1 pseudogene is annotated in these 899 nt (G+C 73.9%); it reads left to right on the top strand.

The features are described from left to right. Positions 1-700 (top strand): annotated as a pseudogene (locus FV220_RS25105) (SWIM zinc finger family protein); the annotation flags it as partial. Between the last annotated feature and the right edge of the window lie 199 nt (positions 701-899).

Below are 899 nucleotides of genomic sequence, written 5' to 3'. Positions count from 1 at the left end.
GGCCCGGGCCGCCCGGCGTCTGGACCGGCTCGCGCCCGAACAGGCAGCGGGCGTCCGCGCGGCCATCGGCTATCCCGTGACCGCCGAGGAGATGGCGGCACGTCCGGGTCTCGTCGACGAGTGGGCCGTCCTCGCCCATGCGGTGGAGGACGAGGACAAGCTCACCGCCCGCACCGTCTGGCTCGCCGGACGCACGAGTGGCGCCATGGCCCAGGTGGTCGATTACGGCACCTCCGGCTCGCCGCTGCCGCCGGTCCCGGCGGCGGGGCAGGATTTCTCGGGCGCGCTCGCCTTCCATCCCGGCGATCCGCCGCTCAGGGCCGTGTTTCGCGAGGGGCGTGCCGGACCGGCGCAGTCCGGCGCCCTGCCCGGCGCGACGAGCGTCGCCGAGGCCCTCGACGGTTTCGCCGAGGCCCTGGCGCGGGCGCCATGGATCGACCGCTGGCCGGTCAGGCTGTCCGGCCTGCGCCTCGGACATCTCGCGGATGGCGCCATGGGCGCGGGTGACGCCACCGGCTGTTTCACCCTCGCCGATTCCGCACATTTCCCCCCTCTGATGGCGGTGGCGGCGGGCGGCCCTGTCGATCTTTTCGGGCTCTATGACGGGTTCGCGCTCACGCCCGTGGCCATGGTGGCCGACGGCCACCTCTACGCCGTTCCCGCCCAGGATTCCCGGCCGATCCTGGTGAGGGCGGCCTGATGAGCCTCGACGCATCCGCCCCCGACGATTGGGAGTCGGCCCTCGTCTCCGTCCTGCTGGGGGCCGACAGCTCTCCCGCCCCCGCCGGGGGCGTATAAACAAAGGGCGCGGCCGCCGCCTGCGGACGGGGTTATAGAGGGGGGGGGCGGGTGATTTAAAAAAAAAATGGGGGGGGGGGGGGGGGGGGGGGGGGGGGGGG

The organism is Methylobacterium sp. WL19 (assembly GCF_008040005.1).
GTDB classification, from domain to species: domain Bacteria; phylum Pseudomonadota; class Alphaproteobacteria; order Rhizobiales; family Beijerinckiaceae; genus Methylobacterium; species Methylobacterium bullatum.
The sequence above is the reverse complement of the archived record's forward strand: the minus strand, read 5'-3'. Positions and strand labels throughout refer to the sequence as shown.